Raw genomic sequence first — 21,791 nt, 5'->3', positions numbered from 1 at the left:
GATAAACTTGATGTTATTGAATGCTTTGAATTGCCTGGCCAGAAACTGCGGGTTGGCGAGATTCTTGAGAAGCAGAAGGAAATTTATAAACACTTAGGTATTACCCCTCCGGCCTCGTTATGAGTTTCCGGGAATCCAGGTATTATTTCTTCAAACTCTTCATTGGGAACAGGTGCATAATCTATATTTAACTTTATAGGTCATCAATAACTCTATTAATAAATTAACCTTAGTATAATCTAAATGACTTATAATATACAATAATTTTATTTTAATCACTATAAAATAGAATATAATCAAAATACAAATATAATTATAAACGTCTACTAATATATTGTTATTTTAATAATAAAAGTAAAGATATATATATAATTAAAAAGCAGGGATAACCCTGCTTAATTCATTTCATCTATTAGAATTCGTAGTATCAAATATTAATCAAATTTAAATATAAAAGGTGATTATTATATGGAAATATATACTATTCCACAGCTTGCAAAGCTACTTAAAAAGAGAAAGCAAGATGTTTATTCAATGGTCTATTCTGGCGAAATCGAATCTTTTAAAACGGGCGTAAGGGGCTTGCGTGTCACACAAAAGGCAATGGAGGATTATATTTCCCGAAGAAATACAATGAAATATTTTAATTTATAAAGGAAGAGGGTATGTTATTGTAGAACCAATAATATACCTTAATCTTCTCTTTATTTAATGAGGAGATAAAAAATGGCACAAATAAAGAAATTAAAGGATAAGAAGAATTCTTATGTAATCACAGTGTATCTAGGCAAAGATAGTAATGGTAAAAAAATTACAAAAAGCAAAAAGTTTGAAGGGAGCAGACCCGAAGCGAATCAATTCGCTGCAATATTTGAAGCTCAACTTAAACAAAATAATAACCTAGATTCATTAATGTCACTAGAACAATATTTAGAATATTGGCTGGAACAAGTAAAAAGTGATATTGATGAAAGAACACATGAGACATATTCTTATCATGTAAAAAGGTTGATTCCTTTGATTGGGAAAATAAAATTGATTGATTTGAAAGTTTTGCTTCTAAGAGAAAAGTTGAAACCTTTAAATGATCAATTAGCACCTAAGACAATTAAAGGGATGTACGGAACATTAAAAACAGCCCTTAGAACAGCGGTTGTGTGGGAATTAATGAATAAAGATGTGACCATAGGATTAACACCTCCTAAGAACCCAAGGAAAGAAAGAAAAGTATTAAATTGGAATGAAATAAAAGTATTAAAAGACAATGGTAAGCACTACAAACATTATCCAATAATACTTATCTTACTTACGACAGGGATGAGACTAGGAGAAGTTCTAGGGCTGAAGTGGAAAGACTTCGATTTAATTAAAAATACCATTACTATTCAAAGATCAGCGAATACCAAGAAAAGAACTATTAAGCAAGAGCCTAAAACTGAGAACAGTTTAAGGACAATTAAACTGGATGAAGAAGTTGTTGCTATACTGAGGGACAAAAAGAGAAAACTAAATGGACAAACTGTTAGTATCAATATTAATGAAACTCTTATTTTTAATGAAAATGGTAGACCTATCAGAGCAAATGCAGTAAGAATAACTTTAAACAGAATGTTGAATAAGTCTGGTTTCACTCATATGAGAGTCCATGATTTAAGACATACGGCTGTTTCTTTAATGATTGATGCCGGATATTCTTTATCTCAAATAGCAGATTTGATAGGCGATACCATAGAAACTATCACTACAACTTACGCCCATTTAGTTAAGAAGAGTTTGAATATAGTTGATTCAGTAAAAGCAATACAGTCAGAATAATTCCGAGTGGATAACTTACAAAATTTGGGTTCGGAATAAAATTCGGAATGGACACAAGTAAATTCCCTCAAAGCCTTGAAAAATCAAGGGTTAACGGCATTGGGGGAGTCATCTTCAACTCCTGTCGCTCCGACCAGTAAAATCAAGGGTCTGCAGAAATGCAGGCCCTTTTATTTTTGCTTTGTACTGCAACCGGTTTTTGAAAAATAAAATCCTCTCAGTTTTGAGAGGATGCTTTAATGTTAAGCAGTTGATCCATTTTGGAGGCTGCTTTTCTTTTTACTTCTGGGAAGACATGACGGTTCTTTTGTCTTGATTGCGATAACACCCCTGCTTATAATGAATTAGGGGGTGTTAAAATTGCCAAGGAACCAGAGGGAGAAAAGCAAAGGTGGCTTCTATCACATCCTGCTCCGTGGCAATGAACAGGGTATCTTTAAAGATGATAATGATAAACTTCGGTTTATTAAGACTATATGAGAAGAAGCTGGATGAATCCTGTCAAAGCAGGTATGATCAAGCCAGTGAATGAATACAAGTGGAGCGGTTATACCCATTTTTTGAATGAGAATAGTGGATTACGATGGCTTTGGCACGCTTAGGTGCTTTATCAGTAAGTTTTATAAATAGTAATTGTGAGGGTTCGAATGTTACAAAATCTGGTTTTTGCATTAACTTTATTGGCATTCTTGATGGTGTTTTGTGAAATCTATTTTGAAGTTCACTACCCGAAGATAACGAAGGTAAAGTTCAATACCGATAAGTTGTCCCAAGATACAAGCTTTAAAATTCTACAAGTATCGGATGTACATAGTGGGAATTTTACTGGTAGCGTAGAATTTATAAAACAAATCAAACGCCAAAAGCCAGATATCATTGTCATTACGGGTGATTTAATTAATCGAAACACCACGGATTTTTCGAATGCTTATAGGTTTGTTGAGGAACTCGTTAAGGTCACCCCGAAGGTATTTTTTGTATCGGGTAACCATGAATGGGAGAACGATCGAACGGAAGATTTCCTACAGGGATTGAAAAAGCTTAACGTAGTAATCCTAAATAATAAAAATATTATTATTGATTTCGGGAATACCAGTATCAATATCTGTGGGGTAGATGATTTTCATACAGAGCGCGCTGATCTGGGAATTGCTGCCAAAGGTATCAATGAGAAATTCTATACGATACTCCTATCTCACTCTCCAGGGATCGTAACTGAAAAGAACCTGCCAGCAGACTTAATTTTAAGTGGGCACACCCACGGGGGACAGGTAAGGTTCCCTGTCATAGGAGGAATTGTAGCTCCTGGCCAGGGATTTTTCCCAAAGCTGGAGAAGGGAGTATATAACCTTGAACATGGCAAGAAACTTTATATCGACAGTGGTTTGGGTACAAGTGTATTGCCGATTAGATTATTCAATAGGAGCCAAGTATCCTTGGTTACTATCGAGGGAAGATAAGGGGACAATTCAAGACCACTGAAAAAGTATCATTTTCCAAGAATCCACTCAATATATTGTGACTAAAACGCATATTGAATCACAACATATTGTATAGGGTGAATTTTTAGGAGCACTTTTTCAGTGGTCTCAGGCGGTTCTTTTGTGTTACTCAAAACTGTCCGTGCGACCGATAAATGGCGCATCATATAGTGGGTGCGAATCCCACCCAGCAAGGTTGAGCAGACCACTGGTGCACCCCCTCCTCTGGTATTTCAATTTTACCCAGAAGGGGCTTGTTGTAAACGCCGGGAAAAACCGGCATAGAGTAGGGGGGTAAAAGAGCCCTACGTGAAAAGAGTAGCTGCACCATCACGACCCCGAGTTATGCGCGGGCAGCCGTGAGGCTGCACGTGAAGCGTTGACAGGGAGAAGCGCAGGCCAGAAACTGAGCTCCGAAATCACCTCGGGGGTGAGGTAATTCCTCATGTACGGATTTGTACGGGGGGTGCCCGGTAACGGGCATTCCTACCGTAATCCACGTGAGTTATCACTTTAAATAACTAAATATTTTGAATTGCATAACTATAACGTTGAATTGATCTCTATTGCTATAATTTACACTGCTTCAAATATTCTTAAGTTTTTCAAATCTAAAATCACGCCTGCTTCTATTAACAAATCCAAACCTAGTAACCCATTAATTTCTCCACCGAAATCAATTTCACCAATATCTATCTTACAGTTCTCAACCCTAAACCCATTAAACTCTACACCATCAACTTGTTTAATCACTGCAAATTGCTTACCACCAATGCCAACACTAATAATAATTTCATCGTCATCATCAATGATAAGTCCAACGTCCTCGATGGCATCAGTAGATACGATAGAATGGGCGGCACCTGTATCGATTACTATTTTATCAATGTTTTTTACTCTGCCTTTATAATAAACCTTCAAAGATGTATAGAGTAATCCATTTTCAAACTTTAATTTGGTCATCAAATTATACCCCGAAAACCTGGAGAAATCCTAATTCTAATCCTAATTTCTTCCTTAGAGGTATGATAAACCAAGGTATCGCCCTTGCTTTTTACAAGCTCCCTGGTGGCTTCCTTAGGATCCGAGATACTGCGGATTACAGCTACATCATCTATAACTTCGTAGTTATCTTCGGTATGTGATTGCAAGACTTTCATTTGTACAAATTGGTTAGGAAAAAGTTTGCGAACCTCTGCCCACATCATAGCTTAATCACACCCTTTTGGATTGATTATATCATAATAGTGCATGGGCGAGAAACCAGAAGCCCTCCTGGTCTGCTAGTTCCACTTGTTACTCCCACCCATTTACAGGGGTATCTGAGCAGGGAGAAAACCGGAATCCCCCCTTGATTTTCCAGTTGTACCTAAATAGGACTGTCCCTCCCTGCGTTGCCACTTTAACTAAATAAAGGGATTGGTTTATTTAACTCTCCCGATGGATTGGCATCCGTTGCCTAGTGGGGGAGTTTTTATTATTAGAGGATTTTTTTATTTTGACCAACTTACTTACCTATAGCAGTTGTTCCAAGCGGTTTTTTAGAGACTGGTTGGCTTTTAAATTTTTAAGAATAAATTAAGAAAAAAGAAATGAAAAAGATTTTATTTTCTGATAAAGTTAGTAAAATACAAATAAATATCATCAAAGGAAAATTGCCATTAAAGGTCTACATAATATAGCATAAATCTTAAAAAATCAAAATGAAGTCACTTTTAGGTTTCCCTGATAGGGTGATGTTGTTTTTAGGAAGGAGCTGGGTTAATAAAAACGCCAGTTTTGGTAGTTTTTAAAACTGCAAGTTAAAGAAATAACAAAAGGGGGGGTGTTGGGTTATGTTTTTGCAGTTTTACATATCCGAAAAACATAAATGAAAAATAGCATCTCAACAAAACTTACTGTCACGATAGCATTATTATTATTTCTTGGTGGATCATTAATCGGGTATTTTTCCTATCTAAATTCTGAAAAAGCGTTGTTCTCATCCTTTAAGGATCAGGCCTTAACGATTTCCAAAGTACTAATTAATAACGGACACACGGCAAAGGAGGCCGAGCATATTGCGGAAGATATCCTAAATCAGGATATGATGGCCCAAGCCTTTTTAATGGATGAATTATTAAAACAAGGCAAGGTTACCAATGAAAGATTGAAGCAGATTGCTGGGCAAACTGGCATTGGGGAGTTTTGGATTACAGATGCCAAGGGTATTGTAACATTAACGAATGTGGATGAAGGTCAGGGATGGGTATTTCCCACGGATCCCGCTGCTCAGGCCAGTGAATTTCGCAAGTTGATTGGTAAGCCCGGTGAAGTTGTTACCCAACCATCCATGAATCGAGATTTGGACGATAAATATTTTAAATATGTTGGAGTCGGTAGAAGTGACCAACCAGGTATTGTTCAGGTTGGTATGGAAGCAGAAAAGGTTGTCCAACTTAAGGAGAAGCTGGGCATGAAAACCTTTATTGATAACCTGGTTGAAAAGGACATTGTTGATTATGTCATGGTTGTTAATAAGGAAGGTAAGGTTGAACTTGCGTCAGGGATAGAATTGGAAGTTTTCCCAACAGAAAAGCTGAATCAGGAACAGTCTGAGATCATCGAAAAAAACGGCCAAGAATTTGTGCAGGTTGTAGTGCCGGATGAGGCCAATTATTTTATTATCGGGTTAGCAACGAACAGTCTAAAATCCGGAGTTGCTCAGGAAATCGGAAAACAACAGCAAAGAATTATTGCTGTTTGTTTAGGAATAAGCATTATTTTGATTGTCTTGATCTTCCTGTTTTCTAAATCCCTGGCTAAACCACTGGAAGAGTTGGCTCAAATCAGTAATAAAGTTGCCGCTGGGGAACTCTATCATAAAGTAAGTGTTAAGTCACAGGATGAAGTGGGTATCATGGCAGGTGCCTATCAAAAAATGCTTGATCAATTTAGCTCCATCATCAAAGGCATTGGCCAAAATACTCGCCAACTAACCAATATGTCTTCTCAATTTACCTCGGCGGCTGGCCAAGTTGTTACGAATGCCAATGAAACAGCCATCACGATGGGCCAAATATCCAACACAGTCGATACGGTCAGTGTCACGATGCAAAGGGTAGCGGGGGTGTCTAATTCAACAAATAACATCGCTAACGAAGGCAACCAAGGTATTGAACGGGTAATTCAGCAAATGGACACCATCGCCCATACTACCAGAGACGTTTCGCTGGCCGTTGATGGGGTTAGCAAAAAGTCCCAAGAGATCAACCATATCGTGGAGTTGATCACCAAAATCGCAGACCAGACCAATCTGCTTGCCTTGAATGCTGCCATTGAGGCTGCCAGAGCGGGCGAAAACGGCAGAGGCTTTGCCGTTGTATCGGATGAGGTTCGTAAACTGGCAGAACAATCCAGACAGGCAGCGAAGGAGATATCCGGTTTGGTCAATGCCATTCAGAACGAATCCACGAGGGCAGTAAATACGATGGCAGAAAGTAGAAAGGAAGTTGAGTCGGGTAATGTGGTTGTTCAAGAAGTGGGCTATAAATTTAAGGACATCATTAATGGTGTCCAAGGCCTGACCCTAGAAATTGAAAGCGTTACGTCCCATATTGAGCAAATGGCTTCAGGTATTCAAAACATCGCAGCCTCCACAGAGGAACAAACTGCCTCTATGCAAGAAGTGTCTGCCAATGCAGAATCCCTTGCCGGTATCGCCAGTCAACTTGATACAATGGTACAAAAATTTAAAGTTTAAGGAAATTGGATCGTCGGGGTCAGGTTGTGTTATGGCAAATTGAAACGGCCATAATGCAACCTGACCCCGAGTTTTTGGCTTATTCTATAACCCGAATAACCTTAGCGGTGCCAATGGCGGGGTAGGATTTAGTAACCGGACCAGTAAATTCCACTTCAACGTTTAAATCTGTTTTAAGATCCTGCAGTGAAATTTCAGAGGGCCCTTTCATAAATAGGGTCTCTTCCGTGATCCTCACCCTGGCTTTATCATACAGGGTGTCCTTTTCAATCGGACCTTCAATAAAAAGTTCGGTATTTTCCTCACCAGTAGTAATATCCATTATTTTACCCCGGAGATCTGTTTTTTGCTGAGTGTCCGATTCCTCTTTCAGGGGGAAAGCATATTGTTTGGCATTAAGTGTTCGATTAAGAATAACAGCTAGCTCTGCTCTGGTAACATTGTCATGGGGATGAAAGTTTTGAGTAGTCTTGCCTTTCATGATACCTGTGTTAAAAATAAGAACGATGATATTTTGGTCTTCCTGGGACAGATTTAAGGTATCCTCATAGACGGGCATCATTAGGGTGGTGATAAGCCCTAGGTTTTTGGCTTTAAAGGAATCATTGATGGCTTTAGCAATTTCCAATCTGGTCACTGGCTGATTGGGGTTAGCCTGGGTGATAATTTTTAAATCATGGGAATTAAATTCAAAAATCCGATCCAAGGCAGTGGCCAGCTCGGTCCGGCTGACTTGGGTGTTAGGGCTAAATTTATCACTGCTAATGCCCTTTAGATAACCCTTTTGGTAAATGGTTTCAATTTCGCTGGCAGCCCAGTGGCCTGCAACATCTGTAAAATGAGTTTGGCCAAAACCGATGTTAGGAAATAGCATAAGGGCACTTAAAACGAATGGAAATAACTTTTTTTTCAAGTGGATCAACTCCTAGTTGTTCGTTATTTTGTTTCTAATCAATAAGACGTGAAATTATTAGTAAAGTAACAGGAATTTTTTGGGGTCAGGCTTACAGTATGGAAAGCCTGACCCCAAATAGCCAAACTCTTCTATCTTTCTGCGGGATATTTAGAGATAGGGGAGTTTGTTTTTTATTTTAATTAAGGTGTTACAATGAGTTCCTTAATATCGATTTTATTCGTTAACATGTCGTTTTGCAGCAGAAATTCCTGGGTTTTCTCAAGGTCTTCGATATCCTTGTCTGTGATGGAGGGGTTAAAATCATACCAGTCGTACATCTGCTTGACGTCTGCCAGGGAGATATTCGTTTCCTCGGCAGCCATGGCATAAACCTCTTCGGGTTTGTCTTTCATGTATTGAAGACTTTCTGCATGGACCTTTAAATAGCGCTGCACCAGATCGGGATAATTTTTGTAAAAGTCCCCGGATACAGCTATAACAATGGTGGCATCCAAGAGACCTTCTCCGGTGGTGATAATCCGGGCACCGCTGGCCAGGGCACCTGGTACCGCCGGACCGGCAATAAGGGCGGCGTCGACATTACCCGATTGCAGGGCAGTTAAGCCGGAAGGTATGGGCATATTAATGTATTCTACGTCTTCGGCTTTTAGGTTATTTTCCTGCAGACTGGCCAAAAGCAGTTGGTGCAGGATGGTACCTTTAGGACCGGCAACTTTTTTACCCTTTAGGTCGGCTACAGATTGAATACTGGGGTCTTTGGTCATGAGGGTAAAGGCCTTGGGTGCTCTGCTGTACATACCAATAATCTTTAGATCAACGCCGTTGGCTGCTGCCAGTATGGCAGAAGTTCCGCCCAGGGCATTGCAAAAATCCAAAGATCCAGAAGCAAGGGCGGCTGTCATTTTTGGACCTTCGGTAATTTCCGGAAAGACAACTTGTATATGATCCCGTTCAAATTCTTTTTCAAATAACCCCATTTTCTTTTCCACAATGGAAGGAACATTAAGTGGTAGTTTCACATAGGAGATTTTAATACTCTCAACCTTTGGTTGGTTTGGCTCATCCTGGGCCGGGGAAGGAGTGGGTTGAGCTTGCTGCCCGCCGCACCCTGTCAGTACCAGTGTTGTCAGTATAAGAATAGCAATCAATTGAGAAATTCTTTTCATAACTTCACCTTATTTCTTTTATTTTCCGGTAATTGTGCGCAAAATCTGTTCTCTAATCTGGAAAAAATCCTTCGCCAGTGGGTCCCGAGGATAGTCCAGTGGCACTGGAACATCCTCCATTATCTTTCCTCCATCAAAAATCACCACCCGTTGGCTAAGAAAGACGGCCTCATCCACATCATGTGTAACAAAAATAATGGTCTTTTTCTGTAATAGAAAAATATCAATCAATTCGGTTTGTAAATTCTTTCTGGTAAAGGCGTCCAGAGCCCCCAGCGGCTCGTCCATCAGAATGACGTCAGGGTCGTAGCAAAGGGTTCTACCCAGAGCAACCCTCTGGGCCATGCCGCCGGAGATCTGTGAGGGATAAGCATCTTTAAACTTTTTCAAACCCAGCAAATCTAAAAAGTGGGCAACCGTTTGGCTTACCTGCTGGCGGTTCTTTTCCTTAATTAAAGGGAGGGCCATATTTTCTTGCACGGTTAACCAGGGCATCAGCCTGGGTTCCTGAAAGACAATACTGATTCTTTCTTTTCCTGTGGCCGTTGGCTTTTCTGGTGAAAGAAATGAAATTCGGCCCTTCGTCATCTGTTCTAAGCCGCAGAGAAGTCTCAGCAAAGTGGTTTTACCAGAACCACTCTTCCCCACCAGTGCGACAAAACTACCGTCCTGGATCGTTAAATTAATAGTTGAGAGGGCCTTTACCTCTTGATCATGAATGAGGTATGTTTTGCTAAGATCTTCGATGTTAACTCCTGCCATATAATTCCCTCTTTCCATTCCAGGGGAGTAGGTAATTCGTTAGTTTAAAGAAACAGAAATCAATCATATAGCCGAACAAGCCGATGGTAAGAATGCCCACAATAATAATATCTGGCCGAGAAAGCTGTTCCGCTTCGATGATCATATAGCCAATGCCTGAGGAGGCTGCAATCAGTTCTGCACCAATCAGTGATCGCCAGCTGTAGCCTAACCCCAGTCGGAATCCCACAATGATGGAGGGGAGGGCTGCAGGCATAATAATGCGTGAAAACTTGTCCCAGGTATTAAAGCCAAACACATCGCCTACCTCCAGCAGTTGCTTGCTGCAGCCTAAGATACCATTGGCGGTGTTTAGAAAGACTGGGAAAAAGGTAGCCAAGATAATAACTGCCAGCTTGGAAGCCTCATCAATGCCAAACCAGAGAATGAGAATCGGGATGCAGGAAATGGGCGGAATATGCCCCAGAAAATCCAGCACAGGATCGATAAAAGGTGCCAATCTTTGGTTCATCCCAACTAAAACAGCCAATGGGAAGGCAAACATGACAGTTAAAAGAAAACCTGCAAAGACCCTGTACAGGCTAATGGCGATATGATCAAGCAATACGCCGCTGGCGGAAAGGTCAAGGAAGGTTTGCCAGATTCTAGAGGGAGGAGGAATAATATATTGGTTGATCGATTCTGTGGCTGAACCAATAAGCCATAGCAAAAGAATCATGAGTGGAATAACAATACCCTTTAGCCGCTGCATAAAAACCTCCCTAGAAAGAAAATCTGTTAGGTTAAACGGAAGAAAATATTTTTTAATTTAATTGTAACACAGATTTAATTTCTAAGATGCAGTACTTTGTTTCGTATAACCAATCTTAGGGGTCAGACTATGTAAGCCTGACCCCTAAGATTGGTTATACTACCCTATAAAAATACGGGGTAGTGCATTGAAAATGTTAATGTTTATATGCTTGCTGACATTGCTGGATCTATTATTAACCCACTATGGCATAAGTCTGGGTGTTATTAAGGAAGGGAACCCATTATTGTCCTGGTTGTTTTCAAACGAACCGGTATTTACCATGGTAGGTGCATTTTGCTTCGTCAGTTCCGCTTGCCTTTTTCTTTACAGAGTATACCATCGAATTTCCTGGCTCCCGTCAGCACTAAAGCTTATTATGGTCACAAAGCTGGGTGTTATGATTTTACATTGCAGATGGTTATTAAAGGTTGCCTTATTCTAGGTTAAGCTGTTTTTATAAAAAGAATTCTGGCTCTCTTCTGCTGGCAAAGTCAACTTCTAATTCATATTTGTGTCTTAAATAATCGGGGTCATCGTAAAACTTCGCTTCTGTTGGACAATTTTTAATACAGGCACCACATTTAATACAAATGCCATTTAATTTTGAGACATCTTCATCATCAATCGATCCCATGGGACAGACCTCGACGCAAAGCTTGCAATCGATGCAATCGCTATTGGTTTTTGGTGTGACTTTCCGAATGTCCACAGGGATATCTTCTTTGTTTTTAGGCTTATAATAGGCTCTATAAGGTTTATTCCCTTTTACAACTACCGTTTGCCAAGTATCTTGAGTCGTTAATTTATTAAATATTTGATCAGCAAAATCACTTACGATGGCCATATCTTTGTCATCCGGTCTGTTCTGGGCAAGGGTTTTAGAGAATGAGTGTTCCCCTATAAATGCCCCCCCTGCAAAAACTTTAAAACCGCATGACTCAAGAATATCCCTTAGCTCGATTAAGGCATCGTCATAATTTCTGTTTCCATAGACAACGACTGCAATGGCTAACGCACCATTTCCTTGAAGGGTATTTAAAAAATTTAGCAAGACATTGGGCACCCTTCCGGCATAGACCGGCACTCCCATAATGACAACATCCTCTTGTGAAAAAGAGAATTGTTCTTTTCTTACTCCCGGCAATGTAAAATTGATACGATTAAGGACAGTTGTCCCCGGCATATTCTCTGAAAGCTTCTTTGCTAGGCCAGAAACCACTTTACTGGTTGTACCAGTGGGACTAAAATACATGGCATGAATTTTTTTATTCACCGTAACCCTCCTCAATAATATTTTTTGTCTGTTCTTTTCCGGAAAATGACTTTCCGGACTTGCTTTTTTGTCGTTTTTATATTTAATTTGTTCAATATTATATATCAAAAAACGGGGTCCGGCTGGCATTTTGCAAAATTAAACTGCCCTAATGCAAGCCGGATGCGATTACCTTATTTGAGATTAAGCTTCATAAAATAAATCTGCACATCGTTATTGTGGTTTTTAGTCCACTTAAGTTTTTCGGTGAACCAGCCGGTGATTAAAATGCTGTTGTTGTTCTGTTGGATAGAGAAACTCTGGTCAAATTTACTTCCGGCCAGGGTTTTGTCCCATAATTGATTGCCGGTTTGGTCGGTTTTAACCAGGTAAAGATCAAAACCTTTTCCATCCTTGGCGGTGGTCCAGCCAGCTAGCAGGAAGGAGCCCTCCTGGTCTTGCTGCACGGATTTAGCCACTGCCCAGCCGTTACCCCGGAAGGTTTTTTCCCACTGAAGATTGCCTAGCTGGTCGGTCTTTAGCAGATAAGCATCCGAACCAGTGGTGTTAAAGCTAGATGTTTCCCCGGCCAGGATGTAGCCGCCATCGGATGTCTGCTGCAAATAATTTACACTGTCTAAGCCGCTGCCACCAAGGGTTTTGTCCCACTGTTTTTTTCCTTTGGGATCAACCTTAGCCAAGTAGATGTCAAAATCACCTGTTTTTGTGGAATTGGTCTGGCCAGCCAGCAGGTAGCCGCCATCCTTGGTTTCGAATACCTGGACCCCGGATTCATATTTTTTACCACCAAGGGTTTGCTCCCATTGCAGTTTACCCTGGTCATTGGTTTTAATGAGGTAAATATCTTTATCCCCGGCACCGGAAGAGTTTGTTTCCCCCACAATGATAAAACCGCCATCGGAGGTTTCCTCTGCCCACCTGCCGCTGTCATCACCTTTGCCCCCATAGATTTTGTACCATTTTTGCTGGCCCAAGTTATCGGTTTTTACGAGGTAAAGGTTTTTGTCCAAATCCCAGGTAAAGGATTGGCTAACGCCGGTTAGGATAAATCCACCGTCTTTGGTTTGTTTTACGGAGAAGACCCGGTCGTCGTCGCCCCCACCGTAGGTTTTCTGCCATTTAACCAGGCCTTTGTCATCAAATTTAATTAGTAAGGCGTCGTTTTTGCCATGCCCCTGCAGATAGGATGACATGGTCTCGGCCAACACAAGATAACCGCCGTCCGCAGTGTGGATGGCTCTGATGCCCCGGTCAACCTCTTTACCGCCTTGCTCCTTTTCAAATTCAATTACTAGACCTGCCCCCCAGGCTTGAACGGAAGGAAAGGCGATTAATAATAAGGAAGTTAACAGCACGAGAAACCCGCTCATGGTTTTTCTAAACATTATTTTCTATTCCTCCTTGACGCAAAGGTACAGGTAATTAACAGTATTTCATATATTATACAAAAAAACGGTTCCATTCAGATAGAAGTATACAGGGTTTTTATAAACCCAAGAAGAAATAAATACCGAATGGACCCCCATGTCTTTAATTGCAGGGTAGTCTTTGATGGAGGAAACAAAGTGATTGTATTTTACAGTGTTATTTTTATTACTGGGTTGGTGGTGGGCAGCTTTTTAAATGTTTGCATTTACCGGATTCCCTTGGGGGAAACGGTGGTTACCACGCCCTCCCACTGTTTTGCCTGCAGCAACCGCCTAAGGCCGAGGGATTTAGTCCCTGTGCTTAGCTATATTCTTTTAAGGGGTAAATGTCGTTACTGTGGTGTGCAAGTATCCTGGCAGTATCCGTTCGTTGAGTTGGCCACTGGTTTACTCTTTTTGGCCACGGTGTTTACCTGGGGTATATCCTGGGAGGCCTTGGCTATGCTTACGTTTTTTTCTATGTTGGTGGTCACCACGGTTATTGATTTATACCACCAAATTATCCCGGATGGTGTTTTGCTGGTTGGGGGATTGCTGGGAGTACCCATGGTTTTCTTGCAATCTATGGATCAATTAAAATGGGGTGCGATTGGGTTCCTTGCTGCTGGTCTCGTATTACTTTTGATTGCCATTGCTTCCAAGGGTGGTATGGGTGGTGGTGATATTAAGTTGGCAGCTGTGATGGGGCTTTATCTGGGGTTAAAGTCCGTGGCCCTGGCCCTGTTTCTTTCCTTTTTATTAGGTGGTTTGCTGGGTATTTTATTATTGGCTACTGGTATCAAAGGGCGCAAGGATGCGGTTCCCTTTGGGCCCTTTTTGGCCCTTGGGGCAATTATAGCAGCCTTTTGGGGGGAGAAAATTTTTGCCTGGTACCTAGGCTTTTTTTAAATATAATCGAATGTCAGCCAAAAGTGAAAAAAGTGTCCAGACACACCTTCCTACCCGAAGTCATATGTTAATGTAAGAATAATGGCAGGTATTTTATTGACCTTTTCTATAGCTAGGGGGTAGTGGGTGGTGAAAATTGGTGACATTGTAACAAGAAAGATTTACGGCGAGGATATGCAATTTTGTGTTTTAGGCTTTTATACCAATCAGAGGACAGGTGAAAAGGTAGCCATTCTGGCCCTGTTGGACCCCAATCTGATTGTAGAGGCTTCCGTACAGGAACTTAATCCGGTCTCGGCTAGAAAACTCTTTGCCTTGACCCAGAATTTTGTGCACTAGAAATGCCGCCCAATGGGGCGGTTTCGTTTTTTATCGGAGTATTTGGACGAACGAAAAGGTTGTAAACGATTGACAATAACTGGTGACGGGTGTAACATACTATTATTGGTGACAATTGTAACGCGGGGAGGTTTCTTATGAATAAAACGCATAAAATTTCAGAAGCAGAGCTTGAGGTGATGAAAATATTATGGGGCGCAGATAAGCCCTTATCTACTAATTATATCTATCAGCAGCTCAAGGATCGGATGGGATGGGACCGTTCAACTGTTCGGACTCTTATTAAAAGGCTCTATGAAAAAAACGCAGTTATACAGGAAAAGTTGGATGTATACTGCTATTTGCCAGCCATATCCGAAGTAGAATATTTAGATAGGCAGACCAAAAACTTTATTAAGAACTTGTATGGAGGCAGCGTAAAAAATCTGGTGACTTCTCTGGTTCAAAATTACGATCTTACCCAGGAAGATATTGAGGAACTTAAGGCATTTATAAAATCGGAAGGTGAGCGACATGAATGATTTTTTCAAGCTGGTTTTGTCGCTTTCCTTATCCGGTTCAGTTATAGCTTTTATTCTTTTTGCCATGAGACCGTTGACAAAGAAATATTTATCTAAAACCTGGCAGTATTATATTTGGCTGATCGTTATTCTGCGAATGCTCATTCCTTTTTCCCCGGATATCAGTATGGTGGGAAACCTGTTTGATAAGATTGAGTCGGTTAACCGGGATAAAATTGCCTTAACTGAGCAACGGCAGGATGCGGCATCTGTTATGCATGCTACAGAAATAAAACCATACCCAAAAGACCAACGAAAGGTTCATAACCAACCGGAAGCACCGATCGCTCATCAAACCAAAGAAAGTTTTTATAATTACCTAGGAAATATATGGATTTTATGGGCCGTTGGCGCACTTTTCCTTTTTAGTCTCAGGGTCTTTCAATACAAACGTTTTATGGATCACGTACAAGCAGGTTCAATGACTACAATCGACAAAAATTTATTCGATTTGTTCAATAAGGTGAAAAATGAACTTGGCATAAAAAGAAAAATTCCCCTTTACCAAAACAGGATATTAAAAACTCCTATGCTCATTGGATTATTTAAACCGGTAGTTATTATACCGGAAAATCAGTTGACATTTGATGAACTAAATTATGTTTTTAGGCATGAGCTGATCCACCTCAAACGTCTTGACATCTGGTACAAATGGATTTTACAACTTACGGTATGCATCCACTGGTTCAATCCCCTAATGTATCGGATGAATCGACAGATAAATAGATTGTGTGAGTTGTCCTGTGACGAAGCAGTGTCTCGGGGATTCGATATTTCAAAAAGAGCGGCATACTGCAATACCATTCTTAGTGTCGTATCCTTAGATACTGCATACAAAGGGAATGTTTTCTCCATGACGCTAAATGAGGGGAAAAAGGATTTAAAAGAAAGGTTGGGTAATATCATGTCAGATCGAGTAAAATCCAAAAGAACCATCGTTTTATCCACTGTAATAATCGTTTTACTAGGCTCCCTGGCAATAGCACTGGGGGCGTACTCAAATTCAAAGGATGAAAATGGATTAACGATTGGAAAGCAAAATGTTACAGTCCCGAATGGGGCGGTTGAACAGAAGCTGGCGCAAGAGCAAGCACATAAACTGATTCCTATTGAAGGAAAAACCGTTCTAATTGATCCCGGTCATGGAGGGGAAGACAGAGGGGCTGTCTATAACGAAGATAAAACCAGTATGAACGAGAAAGATTTGAATCTTGCAATCGCACTTCTGTTACGGGACATGCTTAAAGAATCCGGGGTAAAAGCAGAATTAACCCGTCAAGGAGATCAGATGACTAAATTGGAAAGCAGGATGGCATTAGCGGATGATTTAAATGCCTCTTTATTTGTAAGTATACATTTTAACAATAGTCCCGATCGGGCAGATAAAGGTACCTTGACATTTTATAATACTTCGGGGGATGAAGACGGTACGCTCAATGGACAAAAGGCAGCATTGTTGATTCAGGAGGCAGTTCTTAATGGACTTAAGACACAGGATGCAGGCGTTAGAGCTATGCCTGAAAGCATAAAATACAGCAGTCTGAAAATACCTGCTTTAATTGTAAACGTGGCTTATATGACCAATGCGTCAGACAGGGAGATGCTCATGGATAAAGATTTTAATCATCAGACGGCTAAAGCCTTGCATGACGGTATTCTTACTGTCATTAATGATAGATAAGGAATCTAAAACAATGATAAAACGTATATCAACCTTGTTCGTGTAAGATTATATTTATAAAGCTTTTACCTTATCCGTACAGGAGAAGCTGGCGGGTGTGCACTGCCAAAGGCTATTGCCATAATTACTAGAAACAAAATAACAGACAAGGCAATTATTAGCAGCACAATAACAAGTATTTTATTCTTTTTATTCAACTGCTTGCCTTTAATGAGAAGTAGAATAGCGGAAAATATCGCAATTGATATACTTGCCAGAAGAACCGGATAGGTTAATAAGTTAGCGATAAGTCCTCCAATTCCACTTCCCATTTTTTTCTCCTTTCTTAACAATAACAGTGCCCACGTTATCTAGCGAAGGGTAAGTCACGTTCTTATTCAATAAAGAGTATTTTTTTTCCTGCAAAGTAACATATTGTACACAGTTACTTGTTTTTTTGGGTATAATTAACACTGGGTAACTTTTTTACTGGAAACTTTAAAATATTCACATCTGTCTCATAGAACAACTTATCCACGGGGTAATCATTTCCAGTTGTTAACCAAAGCACTTCGCATAGTTATGCGGTGTTTATAAAATGGATTCTAATAATTTAAAGTTCTACGGTAACAATACTTATGTTGAGAGAAAGGAGCTGGGTATTTTCCTTGAGTGATAAATATATTACCATCGCACAAAATGCTGTCCAAAGGGCAACGGCAGGTGGTGCAACAATGGCGGAGGCTTTCCTGCTGAGTGGCAAGGAGTTATCCATTGAAACTCGGAATGCTGAAGTAGAGACGATGAAATTGGCAGAAGATCGTGGCTTAGGTATCCGGGTTATTACAGATGGTCGGGTGGGCTTTGCCTTTACAACGGACTTTGGTACTTTAGGTTTGGACCAAGTTGTTCAGCAGGCCCTGGCCAATGGTGCCAATACGGAGCCGGATACCTACTATACTCTACCACAAATAAATGAACAATATCCGACATTGGATATTTATGATCCTGCCATTCATGCTGCTTCGGTGGAGGAAAAAATAAAAATGGCGGTGGAGATGGAGAATGTCGCCAAGCAACAAGACAGCCGGATTAAGATTATTGAAAGCTCCTCCTATCAGGATGGCGAAATGGAAGTAAGCATTGTAAATTCCCTGGGGCTGCAGGCCCATTATCAAGGGGCCTACTGTGGTATTTACTTGTCACTGGTGGCAGGCGAGGGTGAGGATAGCCAGACTGGTTTCGCCATGACATATGGTTTGAAATACTCAGATCTGGACCCAGTATTCATAGGTAAAACTGCGGCGGCACGGGCTGTACGCATGCTGGGGGCCAAGCCGGTAAAATCCCAGCGGGCGGCGGTTGTTTTAGACCCCTACATTGCCACCAATTTTTTAGGATTATTGGCTCCGGCTTTATCCGGTGAAGCAGTGCAAAAGGGCCGGTCTCTTTTTGGTGGCAAAGTAGGCCAAGAAGTGGCCAACAAATTGATTACGGTGGTGGATGATGGCAGACGTAAAGGGGGGATCGCCTCTGCTCCCTTTGATGGTGAAGGAGTACCTACCTCAGAGACGATTTTAATTGAACAGGGACAATTAAAGGGATTTTTACATAATACCTATACCGCAGCCAAGGAGGGCATTCAATCCACCGGTAATGGCATCCGGGGTTCCTTTAAGGGCACACCGGAGGTAGGAACCACCAACTTCTTTATTCGTCCGGGCCAAGTTAGTGCGGAGCAAATGATTAAAGAGGTTAATAACGGCTTATACGTAACCGAGGTTATGGGGATGCACACGGCAAATCCCATTTCCGGTGATTTTTCGCTGGGTGCCTCAGGAATCTGGATCGAAAATGGTCAGTTGACCAGGCCTGTGAGAGGGGTAGCCATTGCAGGGAATATTATGGAACTGCTAGGTTCAGTGGATGCTGTGGGTAATGATCTTGAGTTTTTTGGTGGCAAAGGGGCACCGAGCCTGCGTGTTGCCTCAATGTCCCTTAGCGGCAGCTAATTCCCCATGGGCACTTTCCAGTGCCCATTCTTTTATTTCTATATTAAGAAATACAAACTTTTTTATTTTGTTACTATCTTTGCAAGGGTATATGTAATATGGTAAAATGTGTGTCGGTAATGTGGGGAGAATGAAAATATGAATATTCTTGTATTGCATGGACCCAATTTAAATCAATTGGGTAAAAGGGAACCAAAGGTCTATGGTTTTATCACCTTGGATCAAATAAATACTCAAATCCTCGGGTTGGCCAAGGAACTGGCAGCAGTGGTAGAAACCTATCAATCCAACCACGAAGGGGACTTAATTGATAAGATCCAGGCAGCATCTGCAAGGATGGATGCTGTGGTGTTTAATCCAGGAGCATTCACGCATTATAGCATAGCGCTGCGGGATGCCGTAGCTTCCCTTGACATTCCTGTGATTGAGGTGCATTTATCGAACATACATGCCCGGGAAGAATTTCGCCGAAAATCGGTGATTGCTGAAGTGGCTGCCGGTCAAATCAGTGGTTTGGGTTTGGACAGCTATTTGCTTGGTCTTCGGGCAGCCGTATCCCTTGCGCAATCCAGGAGGTTAAAAAATGATACAACGTCTAGTCAGACTACGTCAGAAAATGTCTGAAAAGGGAATTTCCCATTTGTTTATTACCAAACCGGAAAATCGTTATTACCTCAGTGGTTTTACCGGTACCACTGGGGTTTTGCTAATTGGCCAAGCGACGGCTGATTTTTTTACTGATTTTCGATACATCGAACAAGTTAAAATACAAAGCCCTCATTTCAATGTGGTTAAGGTTGAGCAAATATCACCCTTTGGATTACTTTCTGAAAGATTGAGAAATTATAAAGGTGAGAAACTAGCCTTTGAGGCGGAGGATCTATCTTATAAGAAATATCAGGAACTCAAGCATCATCTGTCGGACATTGAACTCGTTCCCTGTGAGGGATTGGTGGAAGAACTGCGGCTGATCAAGGATGAAACGGAAATAAAGGTCATTCGTCAAGCCATGGAAATTGGCGATAAAGCCTTTTCTCACATTTTACAATACATCCGGCCTGGTATTTCAGAGTTAGCATTAACCCTGGAACTGGAATTTTTTATGCGCCAACTGGGAGCTTCGGGGACTGCCTTTGATACCATCATGGCCTCTGGTCCAAGATCCGCATTGCCCCATGGTGTTGCCAGCCAGCGTCAATTACAAACGGGTGATTTTTTAACCATGGATTTCGGTGCCCTATATCAAGGTTATAATTCGGATATGACCCGTACAGTGGTATTAGGGCAACCCGATTCTAAGCAGCTAGAAATATATCATATCGTTCTGGAAGCTCAAATGGCTGGATTGGCAGCGGTAAAGGCAGGCATTCCCGCGAAGGAAGTGGATGCTGCGGCTCGTAAGGTGATCACAAGTCATGGGTATGGGGAATTTTTTGGCCATGGTACCGGTCACGGTGTGGGCATTGCCATTCACGAAAATCCCAGATTGAACACAAAGGATGAAACGATGTTGCAGCCGGGTATGGTTGTTACGATTGAACCAGGCATCTACCTGCCTCAATGGGGCGGGGTGCGTATAGAGGATAGTGTGTTAGTAACTGAAAATGGGTGTGAGATACTCACTTCTTCACCTAAAAATGAGTTGATTAGTCTGTAAATTTAGTTTTAGGAGGGTGATTACGTTGATTTCTACCAGTGATTTTAGGACCGGCTTAACGGTCGAAATTGACAATGATGTTTGTCAAATTGTAGAGTTCCAGCATGTTAAACCCGGTAAAGGGGCTGCTTTTGTACGTACCAAAATGAGAAACATGCGTACCGGGGCAGTGATTGAAAGAACCTTTAACCCCAACGAAAAATTGACGCCGGCTAGAATTGAGCGTCAGGAAGTGCAGTACCTGTACAATGATGGTGAAAGCTACAACATGATGAATATGGAAACCTATGATCAGTTTACGGTTTCCAAGGGAGATATGGGAGATGCCATCAAGTGGCTAAAAGAAAATATGACCCTTAACATTGCCAGCTACAATGGAAGTATTATTGCCGTTGATCTTCCCAACACGGTTGAATTGGAAGTGGTAGAAACTGCCCCTGGCATTAAAGGGGACACAGCTTCCGGCGGTGGCAAGCCTGCCACTCTGGAAACCGGTGCAGTAATCAACGTTCCCTTCTTTGTCAACGTGGGAGATGTGCTGCAAGTAGATACCCGTACGGGTAACTATGTAAAACGGGTATAATATCCTAATATGTTTAAAACCCCCTTGCTTGAGGAATAATACTGTAGAGTTACTACGGTACCAATGTAAAGGGGGTTTTTGCATGGATAGTTTAAAATCAAAGGTAGCGTACCTGCAGGGCTTGGCCGACGGAATGGATCTGCCAGTGGAAAACAAGGAAGGGCGCTTACTAAATGGAATTATTAGTGTTTTACAGGATGTAGCCGAAGAATTAGAAGGTCTAGAGGAAGCCCAGGAACAACTGGAAGATTACGTGGAAACCATTGATGAAGACCTTTATACCTTAGAGGAAGATCTGGGTGGCTGCGAATGCGAAGGGGAAGACTATGTAGAGGTCGAATGCCCCGGCTGTGGTGAAACCGTGATGTTTGAGTCAGATATACTGGAGGACGATGACGTTATAGAAGTTACCTGCCCCAATTGTGATGAAGTGGTTTTTGTAAATGACGATGAAGCGGATTCACTGGAAAACAAAGAGGGCGGCAGAAATTTATAATCACGCAACAAGCAGGACAGGGTCGCAGACCCTGTTTTTTTTATTTATTCAGAAAGTATAAGTTTTAGGGGTCCTTTTACTTGTTTATTCAGAAAGTATAAGTTTTAGGGGTCCTTTTACTTGCAATTTTTTGCTACTCTTAGGATATGGAAACAAATATATTAAAACAGATATTTTTCGATCACCACGGACATTGGGATGCATTTGTAAAGAAATACAGT

The 21,791-nt window shown here is 41.2% G+C and carries 23 protein-coding genes; 14 read left to right on the top strand and 9 right to left on the bottom strand.

The genetic code is table 11. The features are described 5' to 3' along the window. Nucleotides 1-468: 468 nt before the first annotated feature. From AC1U9Z_RS16625 to AC1U9Z_RS16615, 3 genes are all read left to right on the top strand, one after another. Nucleotides 469-654 carry a helix-turn-helix domain-containing protein gene (locus AC1U9Z_RS16625; protein ID WP_479958383.1) on the top strand — a complete coding sequence of 62 codons (186 nt, stop codon included), beginning with the start codon at nucleotides 469-471 and terminating at the stop codon, nucleotides 652-654. 72 nt (nucleotides 655-726) lie between these two features. Next, complete coding sequence (locus AC1U9Z_RS16620) at nucleotides 727-1,815, top strand: tyrosine-type recombinase/integrase (RefSeq protein WP_479958382.1); 1,089 nt, start codon at nucleotides 727-729, stop codon at nucleotides 1,813-1,815. 647 nt (nucleotides 1,816-2,462) lie between these two features. Next, entirely contained in the window at nucleotides 2,463-3,275 is an 813-nt protein-coding gene (locus AC1U9Z_RS16615; RefSeq protein WP_479958381.1) for a metallophosphoesterase, read from the top strand. Nucleotides 3,276-3,872: 597 nt separating this feature from the next. Here the strand turns inward: AC1U9Z_RS16615 and AC1U9Z_RS16610 are convergent. Together AC1U9Z_RS16610 and AC1U9Z_RS16605 are read right to left on the bottom strand one after the other, a co-directional pair. Beyond that, the gene (locus AC1U9Z_RS16610) at nucleotides 3,873-4,259 is read right to left on the bottom strand and encodes a retropepsin-like aspartic protease (protein WP_479958380.1); all 387 of its coding nucleotides are present in this window, start codon (nucleotides 4,257-4,259) and stop codon (nucleotides 3,873-3,875) included. Beyond that, a complete protein-coding gene (locus tag AC1U9Z_RS16605) occupies nucleotides 4,259-4,504 on the bottom strand; it encodes a hypothetical protein (protein WP_479958379.1) in 246 nt (81 codons plus the stop codon). The genes AC1U9Z_RS16610 and AC1U9Z_RS16605 overlap by 1 nt, the downstream gene beginning before the upstream one ends. A 662-nt stretch (nucleotides 4,505-5,166) precedes the next feature. Between AC1U9Z_RS16605 and AC1U9Z_RS16600 the strand changes: the two genes are divergently transcribed. Then, nucleotides 5,167-7,038, top strand: a complete 1,872-nt coding sequence (locus tag AC1U9Z_RS16600; RefSeq protein WP_479958378.1) for a methyl-accepting chemotaxis protein — start codon at nucleotides 5,167-5,169, stop codon at nucleotides 7,036-7,038. 79 nt (nucleotides 7,039-7,117) lie between these two features. Here the strand turns inward: AC1U9Z_RS16600 and AC1U9Z_RS16595 are convergent, their stop codons facing one another. The 4 genes from AC1U9Z_RS16595 to AC1U9Z_RS16580 all read right to left on the bottom strand — a co-directional run bounded on the left by AC1U9Z_RS16595 (nucleotide 7,118) and on the right by AC1U9Z_RS16580 (nucleotide 10,633). Then, a complete protein-coding gene (locus tag AC1U9Z_RS16595; RefSeq protein WP_333531283.1) occupies nucleotides 7,118-7,951 on the bottom strand; it encodes an S-layer homology domain-containing protein in 834 nt (277 codons plus the stop codon). A gap of 182 nt (nucleotides 7,952-8,133) precedes the next feature. Further along, on the bottom strand, nucleotides 8,134-9,120 hold the full coding sequence (locus tag AC1U9Z_RS16590; RefSeq protein ID WP_479958377.1) for an ABC transporter substrate-binding protein: 987 nt from the start codon (nucleotides 9,118-9,120) through the stop codon (nucleotides 8,134-8,136). Between the two features lie 18 nt (nucleotides 9,121-9,138). Further along, complete coding sequence (locus AC1U9Z_RS16585; protein WP_479958376.1) at nucleotides 9,139-9,882, bottom strand: ABC transporter ATP-binding protein; 744 nt, start codon at nucleotides 9,880-9,882, stop codon at nucleotides 9,139-9,141. Next, nucleotides 9,869-10,633 carry an ABC transporter permease gene (locus tag AC1U9Z_RS16580; protein ID WP_479958375.1) on the bottom strand — a complete coding sequence of 255 codons (765 nt, stop codon included), beginning with the start codon at nucleotides 10,631-10,633 and terminating at the stop codon, nucleotides 9,869-9,871. The genes AC1U9Z_RS16585 and AC1U9Z_RS16580 overlap by 14 nt, the downstream gene beginning before the upstream one ends. Nucleotides 10,634-10,826: 193 nt before the next feature. Between AC1U9Z_RS16580 and AC1U9Z_RS16575 the strand changes: the two genes are divergently transcribed. Further along, nucleotides 10,827-11,117 (top strand): DUF5658 family protein, encoded by a 291-nt coding sequence (locus AC1U9Z_RS16575; RefSeq protein ID WP_479958384.1) that lies wholly within the window; start codon nucleotides 10,827-10,829, stop codon nucleotides 11,115-11,117. 12 nt (nucleotides 11,118-11,129) lie between these two features. On the opposite strand, the gene AC1U9Z_RS16570 is transcribed toward AC1U9Z_RS16575, so the two are convergent. Together AC1U9Z_RS16570 and AC1U9Z_RS16565 are read right to left on the bottom strand one after the other, a co-directional pair. After that, a complete protein-coding gene (locus tag AC1U9Z_RS16570; RefSeq protein WP_333531287.1) occupies nucleotides 11,130-11,948 on the bottom strand; it encodes an EFR1 family ferrodoxin in 819 nt (272 codons plus the stop codon). Between the two features lie 173 nt (nucleotides 11,949-12,121). Then, complete coding sequence (locus tag AC1U9Z_RS16565) at nucleotides 12,122-13,333, bottom strand: hypothetical protein (RefSeq protein WP_479958374.1); 1,212 nt, start codon at nucleotides 13,331-13,333, stop codon at nucleotides 12,122-12,124. A gap of 180 nt (nucleotides 13,334-13,513) precedes the next feature. Here AC1U9Z_RS16565 and AC1U9Z_RS16560 point away from each other — a divergent pair, with 180 nt between their 5' ends. The 4 genes from AC1U9Z_RS16560 to AC1U9Z_RS16545 all read left to right on the top strand — a co-directional run bounded on the left by AC1U9Z_RS16560 (nucleotide 13,514) and on the right by AC1U9Z_RS16545 (nucleotide 16,843). Beyond that, nucleotides 13,514-14,263, top strand: coding sequence for a prepilin peptidase (locus tag AC1U9Z_RS16560; protein ID WP_479958373.1), 750 nt, complete (start codon nucleotides 13,514-13,516; stop codon nucleotides 14,261-14,263). A gap of 126 nt (nucleotides 14,264-14,389) precedes the next feature. Further along, nucleotides 14,390-14,602, top strand: coding sequence for a sporulation peptidase YabG (locus AC1U9Z_RS16555; RefSeq protein ID WP_011877409.1), 213 nt, complete (start codon nucleotides 14,390-14,392; stop codon nucleotides 14,600-14,602). 137 nt (nucleotides 14,603-14,739) lie between these two features. Next, nucleotides 14,740-15,123: a BlaI/MecI/CopY family transcriptional regulator gene (locus AC1U9Z_RS16550; protein WP_333531290.1), complete on the top strand. Its 384-nt coding sequence runs from the start codon at nucleotides 14,740-14,742 to the stop codon at nucleotides 15,121-15,123. After that, a complete protein-coding gene (locus AC1U9Z_RS16545; protein WP_479958372.1) occupies nucleotides 15,116-16,843 on the top strand; it encodes an N-acetylmuramoyl-L-alanine amidase in 1,728 nt (575 codons plus the stop codon). Before AC1U9Z_RS16550 ends, AC1U9Z_RS16545 begins: the two co-directional genes overlap by 8 nt. A gap of 65 nt (nucleotides 16,844-16,908) precedes the next feature. Here AC1U9Z_RS16545 and AC1U9Z_RS16540 read toward each other — a convergent pair whose 3' ends face one another. Further along, a complete protein-coding gene (locus tag AC1U9Z_RS16540; RefSeq protein WP_479958371.1) occupies nucleotides 16,909-17,154 on the bottom strand; it encodes a hypothetical protein in 246 nt (81 codons plus the stop codon). Between the two features lie 306 nt (nucleotides 17,155-17,460). Between AC1U9Z_RS16540 and AC1U9Z_RS16535 the strand changes: the two genes are divergently transcribed. The 5 genes from AC1U9Z_RS16535 to AC1U9Z_RS16515 all read left to right on the top strand — a co-directional run bounded on the left by AC1U9Z_RS16535 (nucleotide 17,461) and on the right by AC1U9Z_RS16515 (nucleotide 21,570). Next, nucleotides 17,461-18,834, top strand: coding sequence for a TldD/PmbA family protein (locus tag AC1U9Z_RS16535; protein ID WP_333531293.1), 1,374 nt, complete (start codon nucleotides 17,461-17,463; stop codon nucleotides 18,832-18,834). 138 nt (nucleotides 18,835-18,972) lie between these two features. Then, entirely contained in the window at nucleotides 18,973-19,458 is a 486-nt protein-coding gene (aroQ, locus tag AC1U9Z_RS16530; protein WP_333531294.1) for a type II 3-dehydroquinate dehydratase, read from the top strand. Beyond that, the gene (locus tag AC1U9Z_RS16525) at nucleotides 19,418-20,491 is read left to right on the top strand and encodes a M24 family metallopeptidase (RefSeq protein WP_479958370.1); all 1,074 of its coding nucleotides are present in this window, start codon (nucleotides 19,418-19,420) and stop codon (nucleotides 20,489-20,491) included. The genes aroQ and AC1U9Z_RS16525 overlap by 41 nt, the downstream gene beginning before the upstream one ends. 25 nt (nucleotides 20,492-20,516) lie before the next feature. Further along, nucleotides 20,517-21,074 (top strand): elongation factor P, encoded by a 558-nt coding sequence (efp, locus tag AC1U9Z_RS16520; RefSeq protein ID WP_333531296.1) that lies wholly within the window; start codon nucleotides 20,517-20,519, stop codon nucleotides 21,072-21,074. Between the two features lie 82 nt (nucleotides 21,075-21,156). Continuing rightward, entirely contained in the window at nucleotides 21,157-21,570 is a 414-nt protein-coding gene (locus AC1U9Z_RS16515; protein WP_333531297.1) for a CD1247 N-terminal domain-containing protein, read from the top strand. Nucleotides 21,571-21,791: the final 221 nt, after the last annotated feature.

Source organism: Desulfotomaculum sp., from assembly GCF_982386235.1.
The sequence above is the reverse complement of the archived record's forward strand: the minus strand, read 5'-3'. Positions and strand labels throughout refer to the sequence as shown.